The 21,233-nt window shown below is 33.0% G+C and carries 20 protein-coding genes; 19 read left to right on the forward strand and 1 reads right to left on the reverse strand.

Annotated elements, in window-relative coordinates; translation table 11 throughout:
• Window positions 1-848 precede the first annotated feature (848 nt).
• The 6 genes from RWR88_RS05060 to pyrE are packed head-to-tail and all read left to right on the forward strand — an operon-like array spanning window position 849 to window position 6,117.
• Entirely contained in the window at window positions 849-1,730 is an 882-nt protein-coding gene (locus RWR88_RS05060) for an aspartate carbamoyltransferase catalytic subunit (protein ID WP_314405878.1), read from the forward strand.
• A 14-nt stretch (window positions 1,731-1,744) separates the two neighbouring features.
• Window positions 1,745-3,028 carry a dihydroorotase gene (locus RWR88_RS05065; RefSeq protein WP_314450917.1) on the forward strand — a complete coding sequence of 428 codons (1,284 nt, stop codon included), beginning with the start codon at window positions 1,745-1,747 and terminating at the stop codon, window positions 3,026-3,028.
• A 30-nt stretch (window positions 3,029-3,058) separates the two neighbouring features.
• Window positions 3,059-3,850: a dihydroorotate dehydrogenase electron transfer subunit gene (locus tag RWR88_RS05070; protein WP_314450944.1), complete on the forward strand. Its 792-nt coding sequence runs from the start codon at window positions 3,059-3,061 to the stop codon at window positions 3,848-3,850.
• A 9-nt stretch (window positions 3,851-3,859) separates the two neighbouring features.
• Window positions 3,860-4,774, forward strand: coding sequence for a dihydroorotate dehydrogenase (locus RWR88_RS05075; RefSeq protein ID WP_314450918.1), 915 nt, complete (start codon window positions 3,860-3,862; stop codon window positions 4,772-4,774).
• A 15-nt stretch (window positions 4,775-4,789) separates the two neighbouring features.
• Entirely contained in the window at window positions 4,790-5,488 is a 699-nt protein-coding gene (pyrF, locus tag RWR88_RS05080; protein WP_314450919.1) for an orotidine-5'-phosphate decarboxylase, read from the forward strand.
• Between the two features lie 11 nt (window positions 5,489-5,499).
• Window positions 5,500-6,117, forward strand: a complete 618-nt coding sequence (gene pyrE, locus RWR88_RS05085; protein ID WP_314450920.1) for an orotate phosphoribosyltransferase — start codon at window positions 5,500-5,502, stop codon at window positions 6,115-6,117.
• 87 nt (window positions 6,118-6,204) lie between these two features.
• Here the strand turns inward: pyrE and RWR88_RS05090 are convergent, their stop codons facing one another.
• A complete protein-coding gene (locus RWR88_RS05090; protein ID WP_314450921.1) occupies window positions 6,205-6,504 on the reverse strand; it encodes a DUF1827 family protein in 300 nt (99 codons plus the stop codon).
• A 272-nt stretch (window positions 6,505-6,776) separates the two neighbouring features.
• Between RWR88_RS05090 and RWR88_RS05095 the strand changes: the two genes are divergently transcribed.
• The 13 genes from RWR88_RS05095 to RWR88_RS05155 all read left to right on the forward strand — a co-directional run bounded on the left by RWR88_RS05095 (window position 6,777) and on the right by RWR88_RS05155 (window position 21,225).
• Window positions 6,777-7,043: a phosphocarrier protein HPr gene (locus RWR88_RS05095; protein WP_314077390.1), complete on the forward strand. Its 267-nt coding sequence runs from the start codon at window positions 6,777-6,779 to the stop codon at window positions 7,041-7,043.
• Between the two features lies 1 nt (window position 7,044).
• Window positions 7,045-8,772 carry a phosphoenolpyruvate--protein phosphotransferase gene (gene ptsP, locus RWR88_RS05100; protein WP_314450922.1) on the forward strand — a complete coding sequence of 576 codons (1,728 nt, stop codon included), beginning with the start codon at window positions 7,045-7,047 and terminating at the stop codon, window positions 8,770-8,772.
• Window positions 8,773-8,910: 138 nt separating this feature from the next.
• Window positions 8,911-9,954, forward strand: a complete 1,044-nt coding sequence (locus RWR88_RS05105) for an LLM class flavin-dependent oxidoreductase (protein WP_314450923.1) — start codon at window positions 8,911-8,913, stop codon at window positions 9,952-9,954.
• Window positions 9,955-10,100: 146 nt separating this feature from the next.
• Window positions 10,101-10,700 carry an ECF transporter S component gene (locus tag RWR88_RS05110; RefSeq protein WP_314349367.1) on the forward strand — a complete coding sequence of 200 codons (600 nt, stop codon included), beginning with the start codon at window positions 10,101-10,103 and terminating at the stop codon, window positions 10,698-10,700.
• A complete protein-coding gene (gene coaBC, locus RWR88_RS05115) occupies window positions 10,693-11,901 on the forward strand; it encodes a bifunctional phosphopantothenoylcysteine decarboxylase/phosphopantothenate--cysteine ligase CoaBC (protein WP_314450924.1) in 1,209 nt (402 codons plus the stop codon). Before RWR88_RS05110 ends, coaBC begins: the two co-directional genes overlap by 8 nt.
• A gap of 224 nt (window positions 11,902-12,125) precedes the next feature.
• Window positions 12,126-12,818 (forward strand): sugar transferase, encoded by a 693-nt coding sequence (locus tag RWR88_RS05120; protein WP_314450925.1) that lies wholly within the window; start codon window positions 12,126-12,128, stop codon window positions 12,816-12,818.
• Between the two features lie 27 nt (window positions 12,819-12,845).
• Entirely contained in the window at window positions 12,846-14,060 is a 1,215-nt protein-coding gene (locus tag RWR88_RS05125) for a DegT/DnrJ/EryC1/StrS family aminotransferase (protein WP_314450926.1), read from the forward strand.
• A gap of 23 nt (window positions 14,061-14,083) precedes the next feature.
• A complete protein-coding gene (locus RWR88_RS05130) occupies window positions 14,084-15,889 on the forward strand; it encodes a nucleoside-diphosphate sugar epimerase/dehydratase (RefSeq protein WP_314450927.1) in 1,806 nt (601 codons plus the stop codon).
• A 61-nt stretch (window positions 15,890-15,950) separates the two neighbouring features.
• On the forward strand, window positions 15,951-16,964 hold the full coding sequence (locus RWR88_RS05135; protein ID WP_314450928.1) for a glycosyltransferase family 2 protein: 1,014 nt from the start codon (window positions 15,951-15,953) through the stop codon (window positions 16,962-16,964).
• An 89-nt stretch (window positions 16,965-17,053) separates the two neighbouring features.
• Window positions 17,054-18,397 carry an LCP family protein gene (locus RWR88_RS05140; protein ID WP_314450929.1) on the forward strand — a complete coding sequence of 448 codons (1,344 nt, stop codon included), beginning with the start codon at window positions 17,054-17,056 and terminating at the stop codon, window positions 18,395-18,397.
• Between the two features lie 35 nt (window positions 18,398-18,432).
• Window positions 18,433-19,473 carry an LCP family protein gene (locus tag RWR88_RS05145; RefSeq protein ID WP_314450930.1) on the forward strand — a complete coding sequence of 347 codons (1,041 nt, stop codon included), beginning with the start codon at window positions 18,433-18,435 and terminating at the stop codon, window positions 19,471-19,473.
• A 15-nt stretch (window positions 19,474-19,488) separates the two neighbouring features.
• Window positions 19,489-20,196 carry a 2-C-methyl-D-erythritol 4-phosphate cytidylyltransferase gene (locus RWR88_RS05150; RefSeq protein WP_314450931.1) on the forward strand — a complete coding sequence of 236 codons (708 nt, stop codon included), beginning with the start codon at window positions 19,489-19,491 and terminating at the stop codon, window positions 20,194-20,196.
• Window positions 20,197-21,225, forward strand: a complete 1,029-nt coding sequence (locus RWR88_RS05155) for an alcohol dehydrogenase catalytic domain-containing protein (RefSeq protein WP_314450932.1) — start codon at window positions 20,197-20,199, stop codon at window positions 21,223-21,225.
• Window positions 21,226-21,233 lie beyond the last annotated feature (8 nt).

The raw sequence follows: 21,233 nt of genomic DNA on the forward strand, positions 1-21,233 counted from the left end.
GAAGGTAAAATGTAATTTTATTTTCATGCTCTAAGCATAATCGAGTTTTCTCATGGCCCCTGTTCATCCAGTTTCCCCGACAGGAACGACAATTCCCTAATAAATCGAACGGATTAGTATTGTTCTCTAACATAAGTATAATACCAACTTTTGTTTCTGTCATGAGTAAGACGGTGAAACCGTCTTGGCGTTTCCCCGAGTAAGAGTAGCCAACGTGGCTACTCTTACCCTTGCTACCTCGAAAAGTCTTTTTAATTTGGCGTGATTTAACGAGAGCCCGTTATTAAATAGACTTTGTCTGATGTAGCATAGGACGCCAGTAGCCAGCAAAACTGTTTTGTGCCAATGCTATATCCAAAGTTCCTCTTTTCACCTTAAAAAATGAAATTTGGTCATTGACAAATAGATTTTTTTCCTATATACTGTTGACAATTTGAATAACTCATCTTTAATGTGATCCAGAGAGGTCAGCAAAGATTTAATGATAGAAAACGAAGTTTTTTATGGCTGAACCTACTTATATAAGTAGGCTATTTTTTTATAAAAAACAGTATTCTTTTGATGAGCAACTCATTTTAAATTGTTGGATGTCTTTGAAATGAAAGCATTCGAACGAAAGGAATTGATGTCGCAAAAAGATTTCAGCAGTCAGTAGTAGTTCGTAACAAAATGGAATAAACACTATCTTTTTAAAATAGTCCAGAGAGGCTAACAAGGGATTGAATTTAACGTTACAAGCTTATTTGAGTATAGAGTTTTTGCATCACCATTCAAATAATAACTTAAATTTAACATACCTTGTAGTCTATGGATTACAAGGTATTTTTTTATAATTAGGAGGAAGTTGTATGAAAAATATTGTAAAAATGGGAGATTTAACAAATGAGGAAGTTTTCCAATTAATTCATCGTGGATTGGAATTAAAAAACGGAAAGCATGTTGAAAGTAGAGATGATTTATATGTTGCTAATCTGTTTTTTGAAAATTCTACTCGTACAAAACATAGTTTTGAAATTGCAGAGCATAAACATAAATTAAAAGTAATTAATTTTGAAGTGGCGACTTCTTCTGTGAATAAAGGTGAAACATTATACGATACTTGTAAAACTTTAGAAATGTTAGGTTGTAATATGTTGGTTATCCGTCACAGTCAAAATGCTTACTATGATGATTTAAAAAATTTAAACATTCCAATTCTTAATGGTGGAGATGGTAGTGGAGAACATCCAAGTCAATGTTTATTAGATTTAATGACAATGTATGAAAAATTTGGAACATTTGAAAACTTAAATATCATTATTGCAGGAGATATTAAAAATTCTCGAGTTGCTAAAAGTAATTATCGTATGTTAACAAGATTGGGAGCAAAAGTTCGATTTGTATGCCCAGATATTTACAAAGATGAAACTCTTGGAGAAGTCGTTGATTTTGACGATGTCATTGGTGAAGTAGATGTATGTATGCTATTAAGAGTACAACATGAAAGACATGCAGAAAAAATGGGCTTAACGAAAGAAGAATACCATGAACAATATGGACTAACACCACAAAGATATGAAAAATTAAAAGAAACAGCCATTGTCATGCATCCAGCTCCTGTCAATCGTGATGTAGAAATTGCATCTGAATTAGTAGAAGCACCAAAATCAGTTATTTTTGAACAAATGAAAAATGGAATGTTTATGAGACAAGCAATGATTGAAAAAATCATTAAAGATAATCAATTATAAAAAAGGAGAAACTAATGTTACTTTTAAAAAATGGTCAAATCTTAGAACAGGGGATTTTGGTTGATAAAGATATTTTAATTGAAAATGATAGAATCCTTAAAATAGCTGATTCAATTGAAAATACTGAGGCAAAAGTTTTAGATTTAAAAGGAAAATTTATTTCTCCTGGATTTATCGATGTTCATGTTCATTGGAGAGAACCGGGCTTTGAATATAAGGAAACAATTTATCATGCATCAAGAGCTGCAGCACGTGGTGGATTTACGACTGCAATGCCAATGCCGAACTTAAATCCTGTTCCAGATTGTTATGAAAATTTAAAATTGCAATTAGATATTATTGAACGTGATTCAGTGATTCGTGCTATTCCTTTTGGAGCAATTACAAAAGGAGAGCAAGGAAAAGAATATGCCGATTTTAAAGAACTAGCAAATTTCGTTTTTGCCTTTAGTGATGATGGTCGTGGCGTTCAAGATGCGAATATGATGTTTGAATCAATGAAAGTTGCTGCAAGTCTTGATAAAGCGATTGTGGCTCATTGTGAAGATAATTCACTCATTCGCGGTGGTTGTATGCACTGTGGAAGAAGAAGTAGAGAATTGCAATTGCCAGGTATTCCATCTGTTTGCGAAAGTGTTCAAATTGCTCGAGATGTGTTGTTAGCAGAAGCAACAGGTTGTCATTACCACGTTTGTCATGTTTCTACAAAAGAATCTGTCAGAGTCGTAAGAGATGCAAAAGCTGCTGGGATTAAAGTGACGTGTGAGGTATGTCCTCATCATTTATTAAGTAATGAAATGGATATTCCAGAAGACAATGGAATGTGGAAAATGAATCCACCATTAAGATCAGCTGAAGATCGCAATGCTCTAATTGCGGGACTATTAGATGGAACCATTGATGTAATTGCTACAGACCATGCACCTCATGCACCTCATGAAAAGGAATTAACAATGACAAAAGCAGCATTTGGAATAGTCGGTAGTGAAACAGCTTTTAGTCAACTTTATACAAAATTCGTTAAACCAGGAGTCTTTTCATTAGATTTTCTAGTGAAGAAGATGAGTGAAAATGTAGCAGATACCTTTGGATTGCCATATGGTCGATTAAAAGAAAATGGATTCGCAGATTTAGTCGTTATTGATTTAGAAAAATCAATGGAGATTGATCCAAATCAATTTTTATCAAAAGGACGTAATACTCCTTATATTGGTGAGAAGATATATGGGATTCCAGTGTTAACTTTATGTGAAGGAAACATTGCTTATCAAGATAAGGAAGTATTTTCAGACTTATAGTTATGAATGATTTTGACAGTTAATAAGCAAATGAAAAAATGGCAAAGGAGTATTTGTATGGATACTTATATGACAAGGGTTATCAGTAATGAAAAAATTGCGGATAAAATATTTCGAATGGAATTACAGGGGGACATCGTTCAAGAAATGACGACACCTGGGCAATTTGTCAATATTAAAGTGAATAATAGTTATGAATTTCTATTAAGAAGACCGATTTCCATTTGCGAAATTAATCATGAAAAAAAATCATTTGTCATCGTCTATCGAGCAGATGGAGCTGGAACGAAGATTATCTCTGAATTAAAAGAAGGAGAAATAGTAGATATTTTAGGACCACTTGGAAAAGGATATGATTTAGAAGTTTTAGAAGAAGGACAAACAGCTCTGATTGTTGGTGGTGGAATTGGTGTACCTCCATTGTATGAATTAGCGAAGCAATTTCAGAAAAAAGGAATCCAAACCATTCATATATTAGGATTTAATAATATTAAAGATGTCTTTTATGAAGATGAATTTGCACAACTTGGAACAACGTATATTGCAACTGCTGATGGTAGTTATGGTGAAAAAGGTTTTGTAACAGATGTTATAAAAAAATATGCAGTAGACTACCATAAATATTTTAGTTGCGGACCATTTGCCATGTTAAAAGCCTTAACTCAAATGGATGAGGAAAAAATGGGGTATGTATCGTTAGAAGAGCGAATGGCTTGTGGAGTAGGAGCTTGTTATGCCTGTGTTTGCGAGAAAAAGGACGGCACAATTTCAAGAGTTTGTTATGATGGGCCTGTATATGACACAAGAGAGTTAGCACTATAGGAGGAAATGATGAGCGAGAGATTAAGAGTGAAATTACCAGGTTTAGATTTGAAGAATCCTATTATGCCAGCCTCTGGTTGCTTTGCATTTGGCTTAGAATATGCTCATTTTTATGATTTAAGTAAATTAGGCGCCATTATGATTAAAGCAGCAACAAAGGAACCACGATTTGGGAATCCAACTCCTCGGGTGGCAGAAACTTCTAGTGGAATGTTGAATGCGATTGGGTTACAAAATCCAGGGGTGCATGAAATAATGGAGACTAAATTAAAAGCTTTAGAAAAATATGATGTACCAATTATTGCGAATGTTGCTGGAAGTGAAATTGAAGACTATGTTTATGTTGCAGAACATATTAGTAAAACTCCCAATGTTCATGCATTAGAATTAAATATTTCTTGTCCAAATGTAAAACATGGAGGAATTCAATTTGGAACAGATCCATGTGTTGCCAGAACATTAACAGAAAAAGTAAAAGCGGCTTCTAGCGTACCTGTCTATGTAAAACTATCTCCCAATGTAACAGATATTGTTTCAATGGCAAAATCCGTTGAAGAAGGCGGGGCAGACGGAATCACGATGATCAATACATTAGTAGGGATTCGTTTAGATAGAAAAACAGGGAAGCCCATTATTGCGAACGTAACGGGTGGATTATCTGGACCAGCAATTAAACCTGTAGCCATTCGAATGGTCTATTTAGTGTCGCAAGCAGTCAATATCCCTATTATTGGAATGGGCGGTATTATGGATGAATGGGATGTCATTGATTTTATTTCAGCAGGAGCAAGTGCGGTGGCAGTTGGAACAGCAAACTTTACAGATCCGTATGTTTGTCCAAAAATTATTGATCGATTAGAAGGTGCTCTTGATGAATTAGGAGTGCATCATCTACTAGAGTTGCGTGGACGAGCTTATCAATAAAGAAGGAGTGGTAGGATGAAAAAAGAAGTCATTGTTGCATTAGATTTTCCAACAGTGGAGGAATCATTAGAATTTTTAGAAAAATTTGGTGATGAAAAATTATTTGTAAAAATAGGGCTCGAATTATATTTACAAAATGGACAAGTAGTCGTTGAAAAAATTAAAACATTAGGACATAAAATCTTTTTGGACTTGAAATTACATGATATTCCAAATACAGTTTATGGTGCATCTAAAGGATTGGCACAGTTCCATGTCGATATTTTAACCGTACATGCTGCAGGTGGCTATGAAATGCTAAAAGCAGCTAAACAAGGGATGGTAGATGGTGGAAGTTTTGACACAAATGTTATTGCCATTACTCAATTAACTTCTACTTCAGAACAAGATATGAGAGAGTATCAATGTATCCCTCTTTCTTTAGAGGAAAGTGTCATTCATTATGCGAAGTTAGCAAAACAAGCAGGTTTAGATGGAGTTGTTTCATCTGTTTGGGAAGCTGGAAAAATTACTGAAAATTGTGGAGAAGACTTCTTAAAAGTGACTCCCGGAATTCGACTTGAAACAGATGAAGTAGGCGATCAAAAACGTGTGGCAACTCCTAAAGTTGCAAGTCTTGAAGGAAGTACGCATATCGTTGTAGGTCGTTCTATTACAAAGGCAGAAAATCCAGTAGAAGTATATCATTTTATTAAAGAACAATTTACAAAATAAAGGAGAAGAATATGACAATACAACATAAACTTGCCAAAGAATTATTAGCGATTGAAGCTGTAGCATTAAGACCAAATGATTATTTTACATGGACATCAGGCATTAAATCACCAATTTATTGTGATAATCGAATTACAATGTCTTATCCAAGTATTCGTAAAGAAATTGCTGCAGGAATGGTAGAAGTCATAAAAGAAAAATATCCAGTAGTAGAAGTTATAGCTGGAACTGCAACAGCAGGTATTCCTCATGCTGCTTGGGTCAGTGAAGTGTTAGATTTACCGATGATTTATGTTCGAGATACTGCAAAAAAACATGGAAAAACAAATCAAATTGAAGGAAGAGTATTAGAAGGACAAAAAGTAGTTATTATTGAAGATTTAATTTCTACTGGTTTATCATCTTTAAAAGTCGCAAAAGCTCTAAGAGAAGCTGGAGCTGAAGTATTAGGAGTTGTAGCAATTTTTAGTTATGAGTTAACTAAAGCTCATGAAGCTTTTTCGCAAGAAGAAGTGGAATATACTACACTAACCAATTATCCTGTTTTGATAGAAGAAGCAGTAGCATCAGGAACTATTCACCAAGATGATGTGGAAAAATTATTAGAGTGGCGAAATCAATTATCTTAAAATTAAAAGTAAAAACGAGATTGAACAAATTCAATCTCGTTTTTTTTAATTCTACATTGTGACAGTACAGGTGTCCTTAAGAACATTCTAAGAAAAATGTATTTTTGGTTTCTCTACTGGAATACTAATTTCAACAAAGTTATCAGCATAAATGATATCTAAACCTTCGCAGTTTGTATGAAGTAAACGATGAACAACAAATTCAATTTCATTATCTTTCACACGACGTTTACGATTGATAATAACAATATCTTTATGAGTAGCAGCATCTTCATAAATAACGGTTGTTTGACCTAATGAATACACTTTTACGAAAAATGCATCCGTATTGGCTAATTGTTCTTTAACAAGTTTTAAATGACTATTCGTAATATCAATTAACTTCATTTTCATACACCCTTTACTGTAATCTCTTTCTACTATTGTACTCTTTTTTTCTGAAAAATTCATTATTTAAATTCAAAAAAATAAAAAAAGCTTTTTTAGAAATAGAGGAAGTAATTTATGATAAAAAATTTATTAAAATATGGATAGAAATAGTTGTTAAAATTATAAAAACATGGTAACCTAACTTAATGAGAGGAGTGTATACGTTTGCTAGTCATACTAGTAATTGTTACAATCCTTAATAAAAATTTATTTTCAAAGGAGTTTTTTTCATGGAAAAGAAAGAATATCACGTAATTGCAGAAACAGGAATTCACGCTCGTCCAGCGACATTATTAGTTCAAACAGCTAGCAAATTTGCTTCAGATATTCAATTAGAATACAAAGGTAAATCTGTTAACTTAAAATCAATCATGGGGGTTATGTCATTAGGTGTTGGTCAAGGTGCTGACGTAGTGATTACAGCTGATGGTGAAGATGCAGCAGAAGCTCTTGCTGGAATCGAAGAAACAATGAAAAAAGAAGGATTAGCTGAGTAATATGAAACCAACTTTACAAGGTATTGCAGCCAGCGATGGTATTGCAATTGCAAAAGTTTATACATTAACTGAGCCAGATTTAAGCTTTACAAAAATTAGTGTAGAAAACACAGATAAAGAAATCTCTCGTTTAGAAGAAGCTTTAGCAGTTTCTACAAAAGAAATTGAATTAATTAAAGAAACAGCATTAAAAAATTTAGGAGAAGAAGAAGCTCAAGTATTTGAAGCTCACTTAATGGTATTAAGTGATCCTGAATTAGTGGGTCAAGTAAAAGATGCAATTACTTCTCAAAAAGTAAATGCTGAACATGCTTTAAAAGAAGTTTCAGATATGTTTATTAGCATTTTTGCTGGTATGGAAGATAATCCATATATGCAAGAACGTGCAGCGGATATCCGTGACGTATCAAAACGTATTTTAGCGAATTTATTAGGTGTTAAAATCCCTAGCCCTGCTACAATCAAAGATGAAGTGGTGGTTGTTGCTGGAGACTTAACTCCAAGTGATACAGCTCAATTAAATCGTCAATATGTTAAGGCATTCGTAACAGATATCGGTGGACGTACTTCTCACTCAGCGATTATGGCTCGTTCATTAGAAATTCCTGCAATTGTAGGTACAAAAGAAATTACATCATTAGCTAAAGATGGTGATTTAATCATTATCGATGGTTTATCAGGAGATGTATTCTTAAACCCTTCTGAAGATGTAGTTGCTGAATACCGTGCGAAAGCAGAAGCATTTGCAGCGCAACAAGCTGAATGGGAAAAATTAAAAGATGCTGATACATTTACAAAAGATGGTCATCAAGTGGAATTAGCAGCAAACATTGGAACTCCAAAAGATTTAGAAGGAGTAATCAATAATGGTGCTGAAGGTGTTGGATTATATCGTACTGAATTCTTATATATGGATTCTCATGATATGCCAACTGAAGAAGACCAATTTGAAGCGTATAAAGCTGTATTAGAAGGAATGAATGGTAAACCTGTTGTTGTTCGTACAATGGACATTGGTGGGGATAAAGAATTACCATACTTACCATTACCACACGAAATGAATCCATTCTTAGGATACCGTGCGATTCGTATTTCATTAAACGAACCTGAAATGTTCCGTACTCAATTACGTGCATTATTACGTGCATCAGTTTACGGTAAATTACGTATCATGTTCCCAATGATTGCGACATTAAACGATTTCCGTGGAGCAAAAGCATTATTATTAGAAGAAAAAGCTAAATTAGTTGCAGAAGGTGTTGCAGTTAGCGACGACATTCAAGTAGGGATTATGATTGAAATTCCTGCAGCAGCAGTATTAGCACATCAATTTGCAAAAGAAGTTGATTTCTTCAGTATTGGAACAAATGACTTAATTCAATATACAATGGCTGCTGACCGTATGAACGAACGCGTTTCATACTTATACCAACCATATAATCCATCAATCTTAACATTAATTAAACATGTGATTGATTCAGCTCATAAAGAAGGTAAATGGGCTGGAATGTGTGGAGAAATGGCTGGAGATCAAACAGCTGTACCATTACTTGTTGGTTTAGGCTTAGATGAGTTCTCAATGTCTGCATCAAGTGTATTAAAAACACGTAGCTTAATTTCTAAATTAACATTAGAAGATATGAAAGCATTAGCAGATAAAGCAATCAATGAATGTGCAACAGTACAAGAAGTTGAAGCATTAGTTGAAGAAGCAGTTTCAAAATTATAATTTGAAATGATTTAGAGTGAGATAAATCTCACTCTTTTTTTGTTTCTAACGATGTATATGTCGATAAGCAAAAAAATCGACTAAGATTCTTAAATTTGAGACAATTGTTTTGATATTGAAGAATAAAGGAGAAGTCTCATGATTGAATTAGGAATTAGTACTTTTGGTGAAACAACTGAAATTGAAGAAACAGGCATTACTCCTACACATGATGAACGCATTCGTGAATTAATAGAAGAGATGAAGTTAGCAGATGAAGTGGGTTTGGATATTTATGCGATTGGTGAGCATCATCGTAAAGATTTTGCGGTTTCAGCGCCAGAAATTATATTGGCAGCAGGAGCGGCTGTTACAAAGAATATTAAATTAAGTTCAGCAGTAACAGTATTATCTTCTTCTGATCCAATACGGGTGTATCAACAATATGCAACTATTGATGCCATTTCAAATGGACGAAGTGAAATTATGGTAGGACGTGGTTCTTTTACAGAATCATTCCCACTGTTTGGTTATAGTTTATCCAACTATGAAGAATTATTTGATGAAAAATTGGAGATGCTTGAAAAAATTAAGGAAGAAGAAATATTAGATTGGCAAGGGAAGTTGACTCAAACAGTTAATCATAAAGGAGTATATCCACGTGCTGTTCAAGAAGATTTTCCGATTTGGGTAGCAACTGGTGGAAATGCAGAATCTACCGTTAAAATTGCACGAAAAGGGTTGCCGATTGCATATGCCATTATTGGTGGAAAGTATGAGAATTTTAAAGGATTAATCAATTATTATAAAAAAATTGGAATTGCCTCAGGATACTCTGAAAAACAATTAAAAGTAGCATCTCATTCTTGGGGATTTATTGCTGAAACAGATGAAGAAGCGATTCAAAAATATTTCCATCCAACTAAACAAGTTGTCGATGCTATTTCAAAAGACCGTCCATTTTGGCAACCATTAACATTTGAACAATATTTATCAAGTGTTAGTCCAGAAGGAGCAATGCTAGTTGGTAGCCCTGATACAGTAGCCAATAAATTAATTAAAATGATTGAAGTATTGGGGCTAGATCGCTTCATGTTACATTTACCATTAGGTTCTATGCAACATGAAGATATTTTAAAAGCGATTGAATTATTTGGATGTGAGGTTGCTCCAAAAGTACGAGCGTATTTTGAAAATAAATAAAAAATGCTAATCGTATGAGAAATCAACCGCTTTTAGTGCTCAATTGAAGGAAAAAAGTTAAAGAAAGATACTAGGAAGTGATTTTTCATTGCATGTAACAAAATCAAAGAGTATAATGATGGAAAAATGTAAATAGGGGTGTTTATATGAAAAAAGATAAAATTTTTCAATTGGTTTTCACAGCCATTTTAATTTCAATTATTATTTTACAAAGTTTTATTCCATTTTTAGGGAATTTACCATTAGTAGTCATTGATATTACGATTATTCATATTACAGTGATTATTGGTGCTTGTATAATGGGGTGGCAAACGGGATTATTACTAGGAACGGTTTGGGGTGTATGCTCTTTTATTCGAGCATTTACTTCAGGAAGTGCCATTAGTTTATTAGTGTTTACAAATCCTTTAATTTCAATTGTTCCTCGAGCACTAGTTGGATTACTTTCCGGACTACTTTTCGTAGCTTTACAAAAAGTTATTTCATCTAATCATTTGAGAATGAGTATTGTAGGAGCATTCGGAAGTTTATTAAACACAACTCTAGTATTATCTTTAATTTATTTCCTTATAGGAAATCAATATGCTGAAAAATTACAAAAAACTCTTGGTGAATTGCCAGTATTTTTAATGACGATTGTTGGAACAAATGGAGTTCCAGAAGCAATTGCTTCTGCTATTATTGTACCAGTTGTGGGTGGAGTTCTTTTAAAATTAATGGAAAAACGGAGAATGAAGAATGCTTAATCAAAAGAAAGTAGCAGTATATGTTACAGGAGGAATTGCAGCATATAAAGCTCTTTTATTTGTAAGATTATTAATTAAAGAAGGTGCACAAGTAAAAGTTGCAATGACTCAAGCAGCTTGTCAATTTGTTTCACCTTTGACGTTTCAAGTATTAACGAAAGAAAAAGTAATGGTGGATACTTTTGATGAAAATGACCCATCAGTTGTTCAACATATTCATTTTGCAGACTGGAGTGAATTAGCGATTGTCATCCCAGCAACAGCCAATACAATTGCAAAGATGGCAAATGGAATTGCAGATAATTTTGTGACAAGTGCATTACTTGCTACAACTGCTCCTAAAGTGATTGTTCCTGCTATGAATGAACATATGTGGGAAAATCCAGCTACAGTAAGAAATTGTACCCAATTACAAAAAGAGGGTGTTCATTTCATTGAACCAACGGTGGGTTTCTTAGCAGAAGGATATTCAGGAAAAGGAAGATTACCTGAACCTGAGGAAGTTCTGCAACAAATAAAAGAAATGAATTTGTTTGAGCAAGAAGAACAGCCATTATTAGGGAAAAAAGTTTTAATTACGGCAGGTGGAACGAAAGAAAGAATTGATCCAGTTCGCTATATTTCGAATGATTCTTCTGGGAAAATGGGGTATGCATTAGCAGAAGATGCTGTCAAAAAAGGTGCAGAAGTTATTTTAATTTCTGCGACAACTACTTTACCTGTTCCTAATGGATTGAAAATTGAGTATGTTGAATCTGCTAGAGACATGCAAGAAAAAGTATTGAATCATTTTTCATCAGTAGACATTGCCATTATGGTAGCTGCAGTATCAGATTATCGAGTAAAAGAACCAGCAACTCAAAAAATGAAAAAAACAGATGATAAAGATGAAATTACTTTAACTCTAGTCAAAAATCCAGATATTTTAAAACAATTAGGAAGTTTGAAAAAAGAAGGGCAAACAGTTATCGGATTTGCAGCAGAAACGCATCAAGTCATTGAGTTTGCTAAACAAAAGCTAGTTAAGAAAAATGCAGATTTTATTATTGCAAATGATGTTTCAGATCAGTCTATTGGTTTTGGTGCCGATATGCATCAAGTAACTATTCTATCAAAAACTGGTCAAGAAATTTTATTGCCGAAAGTTTCTAAACATTTATTAGCAAAAGAAATTTGGAAGAATTTAATTCAGCATTTATAAAAATTAAATAAAATTGACTTTTCTAATCTAGCATAGTTTAACTCTATGACTATATGAAAAGTCTTTTTTGTTGCAATTAAGGAAAACAAAAGGAAGATTATCAAAAATATTAAGAAAAACTCAGAAAACTTTCCTTGTTTTATTAAAAAACTATTGGAAAGCTATTCCAGTGATGGAATTTGTGCTATAATGATGAAGGTTTATTAGGCATGAGAGGAGTAGATATGAAAACAGAACATCAAATGCCAGAATTTATGAGAAATCATTATACTTTAAAAGCAATGGAAGTACTGAAAAAGAAAAAAACGACGTTGGTTTTCAAACGTCTTTTTGACATCTGTTTGTCATTAATTCTTTTAGTACTATTATCGCCAGTATTTTTAGTTTTAAGTATTTGTATTAAGCTAGAAGATGGCGGCCCAGTATTTTATCGACAGCAACGAATTACGACATATGGAAGAGTATTTAGAATTTTCAAATTCCGTACAATGGTAATGAATGCCGATAAAATGGGACCATTAGTAACTCAAGATAATGATTCAAGAATTACAAAAATTGGGAAAAAGATTAGAAGTTTCCGTTTAGATGAAGTACCACAATTGATTAATGTGTTAATTGGAGATATGAGTTTTGTAGGAACTCGTCCTGAGGTACAGAAATATGTAGATGCCTATTCTGAAGAAATGATGGTTACATTATTGTTACCAGCAGGAATTACTTCAAAATCAAGTATTGAGTTTAGAAATGAAGCAGATAAAATTTCTAAATGGATGGAGAAAGGATTAACAGCTGATGAAGCTTATATCCAAAAAATCCTTCCAGAAAAAATGCAATATAATATCGATTATATTGAAGAAGTAAGTGTTGCTCAAGATATAAAAGTAATGCTTCAAACTGTATTTGCTGTTTTAAGATAGTAAATAAACATTCGGAGGTTAAGAGACATGATTAGAAATATTCCATTTTCACCACCAGATATTAGCAATCGAGAAATTGAATTAGTAACAGAAGTGCTTAAATCAGGTTGGCTTACAACTGGACCAAAAACAAAAGAGTTTGAAAGACAATTAGCAGCATATTTAGGAACGGATAAAACAGTTTGTTTAAATTCAGCAACAGCTGCTTTGGAATTAGCTTTACGAGTATTAGGAATTGGTGAAGGAGACGAAGTCATCGTTCCGGCTTATACTTATACAGCTTCATGTAGTGTCATCGAACATGTTGGAGCAACTCCAGTATTAGTAGATATTCAAGAAAATCATTATGAAATGAATTATGATTTATTAGAACAAGCAATAACACCAGCAACTAAAGTGATTATTCCAGTTGAATTAGGTGGAGTACCTTGTGACTATACACGTATTTTTGAAGTAGTAGAGAAGAAAAAAGACTTATTCTCAGCCAACAATGCACTTCAAGCTCGCTTTAATCGAATCATTGTAGTTTCAGATTCAGCTCATGCGATGGGAACAACGATTAATGGTTTATCAGTTGCACAAGTGGCTGACTTTGCTTCTTATTCATTCCATGCCGTTAAGAATTTAACAACTGCTGAAGGTGGCTGTATTACTTGGAATCCTAAAAATGGTTTAGATGATGAAGAAATTTATCGTGCATTCCAAATTTATTCCTTACATGGACAAACAAAAGATGCCTTAGCGAAGACAAAACCAGGTTCATGGGAATATGATATTGAAATTCCAGGGTACAAATGTAATATGGCAGATATTATGGCTGCCATTGGTTTAGCCCAATTAGAGCGTTATGAAGGAATTTTAAATCGTAGAAAAGAAATCGTAAACCAATTAGATGCTGGTTTAAAATCTGATGTGATTCAAGTTTTACCACATCAAACAGATTATTATGAATCTTCAAGACACTTATATATTACAAGAGTAAATGGAGCTTCTTACGAACAAAGAGGTAAAATTATTGAAAAAATGGCAGAACGTGGTATTTCATGTAATGTCCACTATAAACCATTACCATTATTAACAGCCTATAAAAATTTAGGATTCGATATTAAAGATTATCCGAATGCATATCGTTATTTCGAAAATGAAGTAACCTTACCATTACACACTTTACTTTCTGACGAAGATATTCAATATATTGTGAAAAACTATAAAGAAGTCGTTCAAGAAGTATTAGAAGCTTAATGATGGAGTAAGGAGAAGTGTAGATGAATAATCGATTAAAAATTTTATTACTATTCGTATTAGACTCAATCATCGTACTAGGTTCTGTATTTTTAAGTTTTAGACTTGTAACTGAAGGATTAATTCGTAATATCCATGCATTAACAGTTACTGCATTATTATCACTTGCAGCTTATTATGTGTTTTCTTATTTCTTAAATTTATATTGGAGAGATTGGGAATATGCGAGTGTTTATGAAGTCATTACTGTTGTAAAATGTGTCAGTGCTGCAGTCATTGTTTCAACCATTGCAGGAATTGTTTGGTTTAAAACATTAGTAACTTGGCAATTTGTAGTAGTCTTATGGCTATTACTTGTCTGTGCAGTAGGTGGCGTTCGTCTTTCGATGCGTATTTTTAGAGAGTACTTTGTAGATAGTGTTGTCATGGAAAATGCAAAACCAACTTTAATTGTTGGGGCAGGAGCAGCAGGAACTTTATTAGTACGTCAAATGTTAATGCATCCAAAAATGAGAATGATGCCAGTAGCCTTTGTTGATGATGATCCAGAAAAACAAAGAAAAGATATTTATGGCGTTCGTATTTTAGGAACAACAAAAGATATTGAAAAAATTGTTCAACAAATGGGAATTACAAAAGTTGTTATTGCAATGCCTTCGTTGCCAAATAAAAAATTAAACGAAGTATATGATGTTGCACGTAAAACTGGAGCAGAATGTGTCATTCTTCCAAATATTGATGAAGTAATGTCAGGAAATTTACATGTACAACAATTAAGAAATGTTGAAATCGAAGATTTACTTGGTCGAGATCCAGTTGAATTGGATCAAACGTTAATTGAAAAACAATTGCGTGGAAAACGTATTTTAGTAACTGGAGCAGGTGGCTCAATCGGTTCTGAAATTTGTCGACAAGTTTCTTCATTCCGTCCAAAAGAATTGATTATTTTAGGACATGGAGAAAATAGTATTTATCAATTAAATATGGAATTACTTGGAAAATATGCAGAACATTTTAGAATTACGCCTGTTATTGCTGATGTTCAAGATAGAAAACGTATTTTTGAAGTAATGGAAAAATACCGTCCAGACGTTGTGTATCATGCTGCAGCACATAAACATGTGCCTCTAATGGAGATTAATCCAAGAGAAGCAGTGAAAAATAATATTTTAGGGACTCGTAATGTTGCTGAAGCTGCTAATCATGCAAAAGTAAAAACATTTGTAATGATTTCAACGGATAAAGCTGTTAACCCACCGAATATTATGGGAGCAACAAAACGCTTATGCGAAATGATTGTTCAAGATATGGCAACGAAGAGTGATTCAACGAAATATGTAGCTGTACGTTTTGGGAATGTATTAGGATCAAGAGGTTCTGTTATTCCATTATTTAAGAAACAAATTGCTAAAGGTGGACCAATTACAGTAACTCACCCAGATATCGTTCGTTACTTTATGACGATTCCAGAAGCAGCACAATTAGTAATTCAAGCTGGCTCTCTTGCACGTGGAGGAGAAATTTTCGTATTAGATATGGGCAAACCAGTTCGTATTGTTGATTTAGCGAAAAATCTAATCCGTTTATCAGGTTACAGTGAAGATGATATTGAAATTAAATTTACTGGTTTACGTCCTGGTGAAAAAATGTATGAAGAGTTATTGAACGAGGGAGAAATTAATCCAAAACAAATCTTCCCTAAAATTCATATTGGAATTGCAGACAATTCAAAAATTGATCGTGTTTATGACTTTATTGAAAAGTTTGAAGATTATTCAGAACAAGAATTACACGATGAATTAATTGATATTGCGAATAAAAAGAAATAAAATAGAGAAGGCTGGACAATGCTCCAGCCTTCTTTTCATAAACACAGATTAAGGAGAAATTATGTTAGTTTCAGTATCAATTAGCGCTTATAACGAAGAAAATTATTTACCAGCAATTTTTGAAAGTTTAGTACATCAAACTTATCCACATAAACAAATTGAAATTGTTTTAATTAATGCGATGTCAACAGACCGAACAAGAAGTTTAATGAATGAGTTTCAAGAAAAATATCAACATGAATTTTATGCGATTAAGATTTTTGATAATCCTAAGAAAACATTGAATACAGGTTTAAATTTAGGATTTAAACATTCAGATGGAGATTGTTATTTAAAAATTGATGCTCATTCTCATATTCCAGAAGATTTCATTGAAAAAAATGTAAATGTGATTGAAAGAGGAGAAAGAGTTTGCGGGGGAAGAAGACCAACGATTGTTGAAACAGATGATGAATTAGCGAAGACATTACACATTGTAGAAGAATCTGCGTTAGGGAGTAGCATCGCTAATTATCGTAAAGGTGATGAGAGTCGTTATGTCGATTCTGTATTCCAAGGTATGTATCATAAAGAAGTCATTGAAAAAGTAGGATATTTTGATGAAAAATTAGTTCGTACGGAAGATAACGAGTTTCATTATCGTATCCGTAAAAATGGATTTAAAATTTGGTATGATACTTCGATTGAATCTTTCCAATATATTCGTCCTACCTTCTCAAAAATGTTAAAACAAAAATATGGAAATGGTTATTGGATTGGATTAACAAGTCATGTATGTCGTGAATGCTTATCTTTATTCCATTTTGTACCTGGAATTTTTGTAAGTACTTTATTAGCAACTATTTTAGTTGCAGGTATTTCAGTATTACCTTTCTTATTATTAGTGAGTGTTTATTTATTAGCGATTATTGGATTATCTATTTTCGAAATTTCAACACATCCATTTCATATCACTCGATTATTGATTCCATTTATGATGATTTCTGTCCATATCTCTTATGGAATTGGAACTATTCGTGGTTGGATTGAAGGATTTTGGTGGAAGAAAACATATTTTGAAAATAATAAACAGTAAAATTGTTAAAAAGTAGTAAATCTCTCCTCATGATTAAGAGGAATTATGGTATAATAAATTGATTGTAGATAAAAGAGAGGTTGAACAGTTTGAGCAGATTAGAAAATCATATTCATAAAAAAATTCAAAAAAATAAAAGAAGAAAATGGACAATATTTTTTATTGTATTGGCAGCTACATTAATTACGGTAACAGGAGCTTATATTCGTGCTCGATTAGCAAAAGTAGAAAATGCGATTCACCAAGAAGTAGAAACCGTTAATTTACGTGAAAAAGAAATTACGGATAATGACAGTTTCTCTGTTTTATTATTAGGGATTGATAATGGAGCTTATGGACGTGGAACAGAAGTTGGTCGTAGTGATACAATGTTAGTTGTAACTGTGAATGAAAAACTAGGAAAAACAACAATCGTAAGTATTCCACGAGATTCTTATACTGAAATTATTGGCTATGGAACTAATGATAAAATCAATCATGCTTATGCATTTGGACAAGAAAAGATGTCAATTAATAGCGTTCAAAACATGTTAAATATTCCAATTGATTATTATGTAACGGTCGATATGGGTGGATTAATGGGCTTAGTGGATGCTGTTGGAGGGTTAGAGATTACTCCACTATTAACTTTTACTTATGAAGGAGAATCATTTACAGAAGGTGTTGATCGTCATGTAGATGGAGAAGCAGCTTTAAGATATGCAAGAATGCGATATGATGATCCCGAAGGTGATATGGGACGTCAAAAGAGACAGCAATATGTGATTCAAAAATTAGTTGAAAAATTATTAAATATCACTTCTGTCACTCGCTATGAAGAGATTTTAAATACTTTAGAAAATTCGGTTCGAACAAACTTCACATTAGATAAATTACTATCTGTTAAAAATAATTATCCAAAGGCTTTGAAAAATTTTGAAAGTGATAAGATTAGTGGGGCAGGTACAATGATTGGTGGAATTTACTATTTTGTTGTTCCAGAAGATGAAAGATTACGTATTTCAAATGTATTACGTGAAAATCTAGAATTAGAAAAAGTTGAGACATTAAAACATATTGAAACGAATGAGACACAAATTGTACCAAATGTTGAAAATCATCAACCATCAAATCCAGTATTTTATCAAGAGGAAAGTGCAGATGAGTATGTTGAACCTGCAACAGTACCTCAAGTTGAAAATCAGCAACCTGTTACACCTGTAACTCCAGTAGCACCAACTACTGTGAATACAACAACTTCATCAACTATTCAAAAAACGGATGATAAAAAAGTTGAAACAACAAAAAATACTCAACCGGCTCAACCTAGTCAACCAACGACTGTGGCACCTACAAGAACAGAAACAAGTTCAGTAGAGCTTGCTCCAGCACCAACTAATACAACAATTGCACCTAAACCTGCTTCAACAGAAGCGAATGGTTCAAACAATTAATAATCAATAATTTAAATAGAATTTGAGGAAAGCAAATGGTAGAACATCACGATTTTGGTCTTCGTTCAAAAAGGAGACATAAAAAGAAAAAAGGAAAACTGTTATTTATCTTTATACTGATGACAGCTTTATTAGTAGGAGCTTCTATTGTTTTTGCTGATAAATTGAATTTATTTCATCAAACAGTAAATACAATTACACAAGATGTAGGGAATCGTACAGAAGAAGAAGCAAAAGAAATCATTGAAAATGCTAAACCTATTAATGTTTTATTATTAGGGATTGATAATGGGGCATATGGACGTCCTACAGAAGATGGACGTAGTGATACAATGCTGTTATTAACAGCCAATCCTACAGATAAAAAAGCTCAATTATTAAGTATTCCTCGTGATACTTATACTGAAATTGTTGGTATGAATACGTATGATAAAATTAATCATGCATATGCATATGGACAAGCTAAAATGGCGATTAATTCTGTAGAAAAATTATTTGATACGACCATTGATTTTTATATGGAAATTAATATGTCAGGATTAATGGAATTTGTAGATGCAGTAGGTGGTATTGAAGTAACTAGTCCACTAACTTTCACATATGAAGAACGTTCATTTGTAGAAGGAAAAACAGAATTATTAGACGGAGAAAGTGCTTTACGCTTTGCAAGAATGCGTTATGATGATCCAGAAGGAGATTATGGTCGTCAAAAACGTCAGAGAATTGTCATTGAACAGTTAGTGAAAAAAATGATGTCCTTTAATTCTATTACAAATTTTGAAAAAATAATGAATGCTGTCAAAAACAATGTTAAAACAGATATTCCAATTGGTAGAATTATGGCTTTGAAAAATACTTATGGACCTTCATTTGATAATTTAGAACAAGCATTTATTGAAGAACGTTCATTATTATTAACGAATTCGATTGGAGAACAAATTTATTATTCTTATGCAACAGATGAAGAATTACTAGAAAAATCAAATTTAATCCGTAAATATTTAGGACAAAAATCCGTGACAACATATCCATTATTACAACAAAGAGAAAACTTATTATATTTAACTACACCATAGAAAGAAGGAAGTCGAATGATTTACGCCGGAATACTTGCTGGTGGTACGGGAACTCGTATGGGAATTCAAGATATGCCCAAACAGTTTTTAACATTAGGGCAAAAACCGATTATTATGCATACTGTCGAGAAATTTTTATTTGTTCCAGATATTGATGTGATTTATGTAGCCGTTCATCCAAATTGGATGACTTACTTTGAAGACCTGCTGAATAAATATGTCCCAACTCAAAAAGAAAAAATTCGTGTTGTTTCAGGTGGGAAAGATAGAAACGATAGTATTATGAATATTATTCAGGATATTCAAGAAAAATCTGATGAAACGACAGATGATATTTTAATTACTCATGATGCAGTACGTCCTTTTGTATCTTATCGAATGATTCAAGAAAATATTGCTGCCATGAAAGAGTATGATGTAGCAGATACAGTCGTTCTTGCAAATGATACAATTGTGGAATCGGTAGATGGAAAAGTTATTTCATCTATTCCAAATCGTACACATATGTATCAAGGACAAACACCACAAACGTTCAAGATTCGTGCGTTTGTAGATATTTACGAATCAATGGAAGACGATGTGAAACAAATTTTAACAGATGCTTGTAAAGTGTTTGTGTTAAATAATACTCCTGTTGGATTAGTTCAAGGGGAATATTCAAATATTAAAATTACGACAGTAACGGATTTAAAAATTGCTGAAGCGATGTTGGGAGAGATCTAAGTGATTAATCGAGTTTATCAATTGATTCGTCCGCATTATTTTTCTGTGAAATATGAAGACGTTGAAATGGAGCAAGAAGATACAGTAGTTGTTAGACCAAATTATATTGCACTATGTCATGCAGACCAACGTTATTTTCAAGGAACACGTCCACCAAAAATTTTACAAAAAAAATTACCAATGGCATTAATTCACGAATGTTGTGGGATTGTTGTAAGTGATGCTTCTGGGACGTATAAACCTGGAGATAAAGTCGTCATGATTCCAAATCAACCTCCAAAAGAATTTGAAGAGGGAACAGAATTTTATGAAAACTATGTGAAAGGTGGTTATTTCCGTTCAAGTGGACATGATGGATTTATGAGAGAATTTGTCACAATTCCTAAAAATCGTGTGGTGAAATATGAAACGATTCCATCAAAAGTTGCTGCAATTACTGAATTTGTTTCCGTTGGGATTCATGGGATTACAAGAATGAAACAAGTAGCACATTCAAGAAGAGACCGTATTGTCGTATGGGGGTCCGGAAGTTTAGCATATGTTGTTGCAACACTAGCAAAAGAAAAATTCCCTAACTCGACAATTATTGTAGTTGGAAAAAATCATGATAAATTACGTTTATTCTCTTTTGCAGATGAAGTTTATGATGTGAGTGAAATTGAAGATGATTTCACGTTTGATCATGCTTTTGAATGTGTTGGTGGAACGGGAACTCAAGAGGCTTATCGAGATATTATTAAACATATTAGACCTCAAGGGGCAGTTGTTATGATGGGGGTAAGCGAGTTTGAAGTTCCATTAAATACACGAGATATATTAGAAAAAGGTTTAACTTGGGTTGGAAGTTCACGTTCAGGACGTGAAGATTTTGAAGGAGCTGTTCAAATGATGGAACGCCCTCAAGTACATTCAAGATTGAATTTAATTATTCATGAATCAAATAAAATTCAAGATATTCAAGATATTTATCATTTCTTTGAAGAAGATACTGTTACACCATTTAAGACAGTAGCGAAATGGGATATTTAATAATGAGG

Origin of the sequence: uncultured Granulicatella sp., from assembly GCF_963528195.1 — a bacterium.
Classification (GTDB): Bacteria; Bacillota; Bacilli; order Lactobacillales; family Aerococcaceae; genus Granulicatella.

Bases quoted from the DNA above. Each gene is read 5' to 3' on its own strand.
- RWR88_RS05075 (WP_314450918.1), top strand. From the start codon at position 3,860: ATGAGCGAGAGATTAAGAGTGAAATTACCAGGTTTAGATTTGAAGAAT.
- coaBC (WP_314450924.1), top strand. From the start codon at position 10,693: ATGCTTAATCAAAAGAAAGTAGCAGTATATGTTACAGGAGGAATTGCA.
- RWR88_RS05060 (WP_314405878.1), top strand. From the start codon at position 849: ATGAAAAATATTGTAAAAATGGGAGATTTAACAAATGAGGAAGTTTTC.
- RWR88_RS05150 (WP_314450931.1), top strand. From the start codon at position 19,489: ATGATTTACGCCGGAATACTTGCTGGTGGTACGGGAACTCGTATGGGA.
- ptsP (WP_314450922.1), top strand. From the start codon at position 7,045: ATGAAACCAACTTTACAAGGTATTGCAGCCAGCGATGGTATTGCAATT.
- RWR88_RS05125 (WP_314450926.1), top strand. From the start codon at position 12,846: ATGATTAGAAATATTCCATTTTCACCACCAGATATTAGCAATCGAGAA.
- RWR88_RS05145 (WP_314450930.1), top strand. From the start codon at position 18,433: ATGGTAGAACATCACGATTTTGGTCTTCGTTCAAAAAGGAGACATAAA.
- RWR88_RS05095 (WP_314077390.1), top strand. From the start codon at position 6,777: ATGGAAAAGAAAGAATATCACGTAATTGCAGAAACAGGAATTCACGCT.
- RWR88_RS05120 (WP_314450925.1), top strand. From the start codon at position 12,126: ATGAAAACAGAACATCAAATGCCAGAATTTATGAGAAATCATTATACT.
- RWR88_RS05105 (WP_314450923.1), top strand. From the start codon at position 8,911: ATGATTGAATTAGGAATTAGTACTTTTGGTGAAACAACTGAAATTGAA.
- RWR88_RS05110 (WP_314349367.1), top strand. From the start codon at position 10,101: ATGAAAAAAGATAAAATTTTTCAATTGGTTTTCACAGCCATTTTAATT.
- pyrF (WP_314450919.1), top strand. From the start codon at position 4,790: ATGAAAAAAGAAGTCATTGTTGCATTAGATTTTCCAACAGTGGAGGAA.
- RWR88_RS05135 (WP_314450928.1), top strand. From the start codon at position 15,951: ATGTTAGTTTCAGTATCAATTAGCGCTTATAACGAAGAAAATTATTTA.
- RWR88_RS05130 (WP_314450927.1), top strand. From the start codon at position 14,084: ATGAATAATCGATTAAAAATTTTATTACTATTCGTATTAGACTCAATC.
- RWR88_RS05090 (WP_314450921.1), bottom strand. From the start codon at position 6,504: ATGAAGTTAATTGATATTACGAATAGTCATTTAAAACTTGTTAAAGAA.
- pyrE (WP_314450920.1), top strand. From the start codon at position 5,500: ATGACAATACAACATAAACTTGCCAAAGAATTATTAGCGATTGAAGCT.
- RWR88_RS05065 (WP_314450917.1), top strand. From the start codon at position 1,745: ATGTTACTTTTAAAAAATGGTCAAATCTTAGAACAGGGGATTTTGGTT.
- RWR88_RS05070 (WP_314450944.1), top strand. From the start codon at position 3,059: ATGAAAAAATGGCAAAGGAGTATTTGTATGGATACTTATATGACAAGG.